Annotated in this window: 7 protein-coding genes; 5 read left to right on the top strand and 2 right to left on the bottom strand. The window is 63.1% G+C overall.

The features are described 5' to 3' along the window. Positions 1 to 285: 285 nt before the first annotated feature. Positions 286 to 762: a MarR family winged helix-turn-helix transcriptional regulator gene (locus AB843_RS11055; protein WP_048646891.1), complete on the bottom strand. Its 477-nt coding sequence runs from the start codon at positions 760 to 762 to the stop codon at positions 286 to 288. Between the two features lie 178 nt (positions 763 to 940). Between AB843_RS11055 and AB843_RS11050 the strand changes: the two genes are divergently transcribed. The 5 genes from AB843_RS11050 to AB843_RS11030 all read left to right on the top strand — a co-directional run bounded on the left by AB843_RS11050 (position 941) and on the right by AB843_RS11030 (position 5185). Continuing rightward, on the top strand, positions 941 to 1705 hold the full coding sequence (locus AB843_RS11050) for a creatininase family protein (protein ID WP_048646890.1): 765 nt from the start codon (positions 941 to 943) through the stop codon (positions 1703 to 1705). Positions 1706 to 1770: 65 nt separating this feature from the next. Then, positions 1771 to 2862: a CobW family GTP-binding protein gene (locus AB843_RS11045; RefSeq protein WP_048646889.1), complete on the top strand. Its 1092-nt coding sequence runs from the start codon at positions 1771 to 1773 to the stop codon at positions 2860 to 2862. 187 nt (positions 2863 to 3049) lie between these two features. Continuing rightward, the gene (locus AB843_RS11040; RefSeq protein ID WP_048646888.1) at positions 3050 to 4024 is read left to right on the top strand and encodes a WD40 repeat domain-containing protein; all 975 of its coding nucleotides are present in this window, start codon (positions 3050 to 3052) and stop codon (positions 4022 to 4024) included. Positions 4025 to 4132: 108 nt separating this feature from the next. After that, positions 4133 to 4789, top strand: a complete 657-nt coding sequence (locus AB843_RS11035; protein WP_048646887.1) for a sigma factor — start codon at positions 4133 to 4135, stop codon at positions 4787 to 4789. A 9-nt stretch (positions 4790 to 4798) separates the two neighbouring features. Further along, positions 4799 to 5185: a VOC family protein gene (locus AB843_RS11030; RefSeq protein ID WP_048646886.1), complete on the top strand. Its 387-nt coding sequence runs from the start codon at positions 4799 to 4801 to the stop codon at positions 5183 to 5185. A 6-nt stretch (positions 5186 to 5191) separates the two neighbouring features. Here AB843_RS11030 and AB843_RS11025 read toward each other — a convergent pair whose 3' ends face one another. Further along, positions 5192 to 6463 carry a glycerate kinase type-2 family protein gene (locus AB843_RS11025; RefSeq protein ID WP_048646885.1) on the bottom strand — a complete coding sequence of 424 codons (1272 nt, stop codon included), beginning with the start codon at positions 6461 to 6463 and terminating at the stop codon, positions 5192 to 5194. Positions 6464 to 6529 lie beyond the last annotated feature (66 nt).

The raw sequence follows: 6529 nt of genomic DNA, 5'->3' as shown, positions 1-6529 counted from the left end.
CATCTGTTAGGAGAAATCGCCCCACCAGACCAAAAGCGTGTGGTCTGACTTTTCGAAACGGATGGGTACCATCTGTTTCGGTCAGACCACTAGTGCAACGCTTCAATTGAAATGAAGGCTTCGCATTCATCTCAATTGAAGCAAAGTTGCCCTAGAATCAATAATTTAGTGGCCTGCTTGTCCTAATCCAAACCTATCGGTTTGGCTGGGGCAGGACACTAGGCCCGTTGCATATATTCAGGTGGATGGAGTGTCCGTCGTGCGTTCGGATGAACGCACAGCGCGTCAGACCTCTTCCTCGACGGCTTCGCCTTCGTCTTCATCCTCGAACGGTACGCCGGTCAGATTGGCTTCAATCTTGCTGAGAAGCCGCGTCAAGGCTCTCTGTTCTTTCTTGTCGAACCCCTTCAGCGCCAGTTTCTCCGTCTTTCGCACCGATTTCTCGATGGAGCGGATGGCATCCTCGCCAGTGCCGGTCAGATAGACGTAGGCCCTGCGGCCATCATCTCCGGAAACGCGCTTTTCGAGGAAGCCCTGGCTGGTCAGACGGTTGATGGTTTTTGTGATGGTTGGCGGGCGGACGCCCAGGAGGGTCGCAAGCTGGCTCGGTGTTTGTCCGTTCTCAAATGAAAGTGCTAACATGATCTTGTCCTGGCCGGCATAGAAGCCATGCGCCAAGAGCCGCTCGGCCAGAGCGGTGCGTGAAAGTCTGGCGGCCGACTGTAATAAACCTATCGTCGCGCCCCTGACAGCTTTGGCCATTCAAAACTCCCCTTTAGCCATCCTCAGCCATTAGATAGAACGTCCCCTGTGAATCAGAATAGCCGGGCCGCGCGTCTTTGCAACCTAAGATTGACCTTGCGCAGACAATTGATTACACGCTACGCTATTACTCTTGCGCTCCGTTTAGCTTCTCGAACCGTCAGGCGCATGGCAAGCGATGAGACCAGTGAACGCCTTCTCCCAATCCGCCAAAGCCATTGCCGTCCTGCCGCTCGGGGCCACCGAACAGCATGGCCCCCACCTGCCGGCGGACACGGATTGGATCATCGCCGAAGGCATTGCCGACAAAGCAAAAAAAGCGCTTCCGCCACACCTCGATATCCATTTCCTGCCGGTTGAGAAAGTCGGTTATTCCATCGAGCACACGGACTTTCCGCAGACGCTTTCGCGCCCTTTCGATGAAGCGGTGGAACGCTGGATCGGCATCGGCGAAGCGCAAGACAAAGCCGGAGTGCACAAATTCGTCATCCTCAACGCGCATGGCGGGAACGCATCGTTGATGACGATTGTGACAACTGAATTACGGGCCCGTTTCGGGATGCTTGCCGCGGCGACCAGTTGGACGCGATTCGGCTATCCCGCCGACCTCGTGTCCGAAGACGAGCGCGCGCTCGGCGTCCATGGCGGCTTCATCGAGACCTCCGTCATGCTGGCCCTGCGCCCCGACCTGGTGGCCATGGACAAGGCGGCAAATTTTGCATCCGCGCAGGAGCGGTTCCGTCGCGACTTCACCCATCTGCGCGCCTATGGGCCGCACGCTTTCGGCTGGATGATGAGCGACCTGTCGCCCCACGGCGTGGCCGGCAATGCCGCCGCCGCCAGCGCCGAGGCCGGCCGGCGCATCATCGATCACGCGGTCGCCGGATTCATCGAATTCCTGGTCGACGTCGACCGTTTCGACCTGGCGCATTTCGCGCGCTGAACCCCGTGCAATCCGCATCGTCTCCCCTTATATGAGGGTGAGCCAACCAAGCTTTGCGAGAAATCATGTCCGACGCGCAGACCGCCCCGATCGCAGAAACCGTGCCGCAGATTCCGGTGACGGTGCTGACCGGTTATCTCGGTTCCGGCAAGACCACCCTGTTGAACCGCATTCTCACGGAAGATCACGGCAAGCGCTACGCCGTCATCGTCAACGAGTTCGGCGAGATTGGCATCGACAACGATCTGATCGTCGAATCGGACGAAGAAATCTACGAGATGAACAATGGTTGCATCTGCTGCACGGTGCGCGGCGACCTGGTGCGCGTGGTGGAGGGCCTGATGCGCCGCCCCGGTCGCTTCGACGCCATCATCGTTGAGACCACCGGTCTCGCCGACCCGGCGCCGGTCGCGCAGACCTTCTTCATGGACGAAGATGTGCGCGCCAAGACCAAGCTCGATGCCGTCGTGGCGCTGGTCGACGCCAAGCATCTGCCGCTGAGGCTGAAGGATTCCGAAGAAGCCGAGGACCAGATCGCCTTCGCCGATGTGGTCATCCTCAACAAGACCGACCTGGTGACGCCCGAGGAACTGGCAGCGGTGGAAGCCACCATCCGCGCCATCAACCCGTCCGCGCGCATCCACCGCGCCGAGCGCGCCGGCGTGGCTTTGTCTGACGTGCTCGACCGCGGCGCTTTCGACCTGGCGCGCGCCCTCGACAACGATCCGCATTTCCTCGACCACGATCATCCCGATCATGTCTGCGGTCCCGATTGCGACCACGATCACGACCACCATCATCACGATCACCACGGTCATGATCATCACCACCACCATCACGGCGAAGTGTCGCCGATCCATGACGCCGGCGTAAAATCCATCTCGCTGCGCGGCGGCGAGATGGACCCGAAGAAATTCTTCCCGTGGATCGAGAAAACCACGCAGATGGATGGACCGAACATCCTGCGCCTGAAGGGCATCGTTGCCTTTCCCGACGATCCGGACCGTTTCGTCGTCCAGGGCATACACATGATTCTCGAAGGCGACCACCAGCGCGCCTGGAAGGCCGGCGAGAAACGCGAGACGCGTCTCGTCTTCATTGGTCGCGAACTGGATGCCGAGCGCCTGACCCGCACCTTCGAGGCCTGTCAGGCTTAGTCCACAACGCCAGGCGCCCCGTGGTTCGACAAGCTCACCATGAGCGCTACTGCAAGGTCTGCGTGCGGCAGCATTGTCACGCATGCCCGGTTCAACGGCCCTCATGGTGAGCTTGTCGAACCACGAGGGCGCTTGGCAACAACGCTGGCGGCCTGCTACAGCCCAGATACTTTCAGGAGCTTGCCGCATGCCTACAGTTGCGCCCCTCGACCTCGACGGTCACGCGATCGCCGTTGCCTGGTTGAACGATATCCCGCATTTCGCGTTGGCCGACGGCGTCGTCCACCGGCTCGACCACGGGCACAAATGGGTGGAAGTCCATGACGGGCTGCTGGCCGCCTGCCCCGATCTCGCCGAAACATCGCTGATCACCGGCGGCGAGGACGGCAAGGTGATGGCCTTGGCCGCTGACGGCACGGCCACGCAACTGGCCGAGATCGGCCGCAAATGGGTGACCAGCGTCGCCGCCGGTCCGCAGGGCGCCGTGGGCTTCGCCTCCGGCCGCATGGCCTATGTCCTTTTTGCCGATGGCAGGCTGCGCGAGTTCCAGCATCCGCGCTCCGCCGAAGGGTTGGCCTTCGCGCCAAAGGGCATGCGGCTGGCGGTTGCCCGCTACAATGGCGCGACGCTGCATTTCCCGGCCACCGAAGGCAAGCCGGTCGAGCTCGAATGGGCCGGCGCGCATATGGGCATCAGCTTTTCGCCGGACGGAAAATTCCTCGTCACGACGATGCAGGAGAATGCCCTGCATGGCTGGAAACTGGCCGACGGAAAGCACATGCGCATGGCCGGCTATCCGGCCAAGGTGAAGAGCTTCTCCTGGAGCGCCAGGGGCAAATGGCTCGCCACCTCCGGCGCGCCGGCAGCCATCGTCTGGCCGTTCCAGGCCAAGGACGGGCCCATGGGCAAGGCGCCGCTGGAGCTCGGCACGCGCGGCGACACCATGGTCACGCAGGTCTGCTGCCATCCCGCCGAGGACATCGCCGCCATCGGCTATGCCGACGGCATGGTGCTGGCCGCCCGCTTCGCCGACCAGAAGGAAGTGCTCCTGCGCCGCGCGGGCAAGGGCGCCATCACGGCGCTCGCCTGGGACAAGGAAGGCCGTCGTCTGGCCTTCGGCGCCGAAACCGGCGAATGCGGCGTGGTGGACATCGCCGGCTGATCGAGCATTGCTCCCGAACACTTGCGGGCTTCTTCGCTTCCGATAAGCTCTCCTTCTCAAGAGGGAGAGCCACCGCTTGCGTCCGCCGTCGACGGCACCAGCGCAGAATTGGCCGGTCATACATTACAACTGTCCCGAAAGACCTACCAGGAACTGCTTCGGCTGGCGCGACGACATGCCTATTCCAGCCATGAGGCCGACGACCTCCTGCATGAGGCGCTGATCGCATCACTCTCTGCGGGCAGGGAGCCAAGTGCGGCGAACCGCGCATGGTTCAACGGCGTCATGCGCAACATCAACGCCATGAACCTCAGAAGCCGAACGCGGCGTCGCAAGCGCGAGGCAGCGCTGCCCGCACCACAAGTGGCATCGGAAAAGCCCGATGCAGATCCGCACGCGCTGATCGGGCATTTGCCCCGCGCACTGGCCATCGTCGCGCTACTGGCGCTGTCGGGCCATACCCGGGCCGAAATTCGCCACCTGTTGCGCATTTCCGACGATGCGCTGCGCCAGCGCGTCGCGACCTTACGCAAGTCGCTCACGGGCCGATCGCCTGCGCCCAGCAATGAATGGAGCAGCGGGTTGTCGGGAAACCTGGCCTTCGGCTCGATCCGCAAATCCCTGCTGCCATTGACCCGCAAGGCGGACATCCTGCTCGCCAGCCACGACCCCGACGGGCACGTGCTGGCGATAAAAATTCGGCGTCCGCCTCACAAACCGGCGATCGGCGGCAACAGGTCATTGGAACACATCCACAACCCCTGAGGAACGAACATGCTTTCAACATCGCGCATCGGCAACATCTGCTTCTACGTCAACGACATCGATCGCACGGAGGCTTTCTATCGCGACGTCATCGGCCTACCCGTCCAGAGAATGGCGGCGGAGAAAGACGAAGGCGACTGGCTTCTAGCGTCAATCAAGAACAATGTGGACCTGATCTTCTTCAGGGCTGAGTGCCGTCCCGGCAACACGCCGATCATCGTTTTCGATTTGGCTGAGGGCGGCATCGATGACGTGGTCGAGGGCCTGGCGGAACAGGGTGCGACCATCGTGACACCCGTGAGTCACGCTCCCGGCGGCTGGTCGGCCGAGTTCGCCGATCCCGATGGCCACGTGGTGTCGGTCTATCAGAGTGCCGAAACGCCTCGGCGCAAGTGATGAGCGTTAAACCACGAGCATCGCTCTGAGGTCGTTGACATTCGTGCCGGTCGGTCCCGGCACGAACAGATCCCCCAGGGCGTCGAAAGCACCCCACGCATCGTGCGCGGCCAGCAGCGCCTGCGGATCATGGCCGGCAGCGCGCAGGCGTGCGATGCTCGTGTGATCGGCAAAGGCGCCGGCATTGTCCTCGGACCCGTCAATGCCGTCCGTGTCGGCGGCAAAGGCGGAGATGCCGCCGACGCCATCCACGCCCAGCGCCAGTGCCAGCAGGAACTCGCTGTTGCGTCCGCCCCGGCCGCCCTTGTGCCGAATGGTGACGGTGGTTTCTCCGCCCGACAGGATCACCACCGGCCTGGCGAACGGCCGGCCCCGCGCCGCCACCTCGCGGGCAATGGCGGCGTGGACGCCGCCCACCTCGCGCGCTTCGCCCTCGATGGCGTCAGACAGGATGACCGCCGGAACACCCTGTCGCTCGGCCGCCCGCGCCGTCGCTTCCAGCGACCGGGCCGCCGAGGCGATGACATGCACTTCATGGCCGGCAAAACGCGGATCAGTGGGTTTTGGCGCATCGGCCTCGGGCGTGGCAAGATGCGCCATCACCGCTTGCGGCAAGTCCATCCCATAGGTTCGGACGATGTCGAGCGCCTCCTGGCGCGTCGCCTCATTGGGCACGGTCGGCCCCGACGAAACCAGCGCCGGATCGTCGCCCGGAATGTCGGAAACGACAAGCGAGACGACCCGCGCCGGATGGGCAGCGGCCGCCAGGCGCCCGCCCTTGATGGCGGAGACATGCTTGCGCACGCTGTTCATGGCGGAGATCGGCGCGCCGGATGCAAGCAGCGCCTGGTTGACGGCGATTTCATCGGCAAGCGTCAGCCGGCCGGCCGGCGCCGGCAGCAGCGCCGAACCGCCGCCGCACATCAGCGCGATGACGAGATCGTTGGCGGTCAGTCCCCCGACAGCCTTCAGAAGGCGGTCCGCGCCGGTACGACCAGCCTCATCAGGCACGGCGTGCGCCGCCTCGATCACCTCGATCCATCGCGTCGGCGCACCGTAGCCGTAACGCGTTACGACAACGCCCTCGAGCGGACCGCTCCAGGCCACTTCCAGCGCCTGCGCCATCTGCGCAGCCCCCTTGCCGGCACCGATGACGATGGTGCGTCCCTTCGGCCTGGCAGGCAGGAAATTACCGATGATTGTCCGGGGATCGGCGGCGGCAATCGCCGCATCGAACAGGCTGCGGAAGAATGCATGCGTGTCGAATTGCCCGTTCACCCGTGTTCCCCCTGCAGAATCTTGCGATCAGGTGGTTTCACCCGACGTCTGCATTAATACGGAACA

This window comes from Nitratireductor soli (genome assembly GCF_001050155.1).
In the GTDB taxonomy this organism is placed as follows: Bacteria; Pseudomonadota; Alphaproteobacteria; order Rhizobiales; family Rhizobiaceae; genus Nitratireductor; species Nitratireductor soli.
Note: the sequence above shows the minus strand (reverse complement) of the source record. Positions and strands in the feature narration are given on the sequence as shown.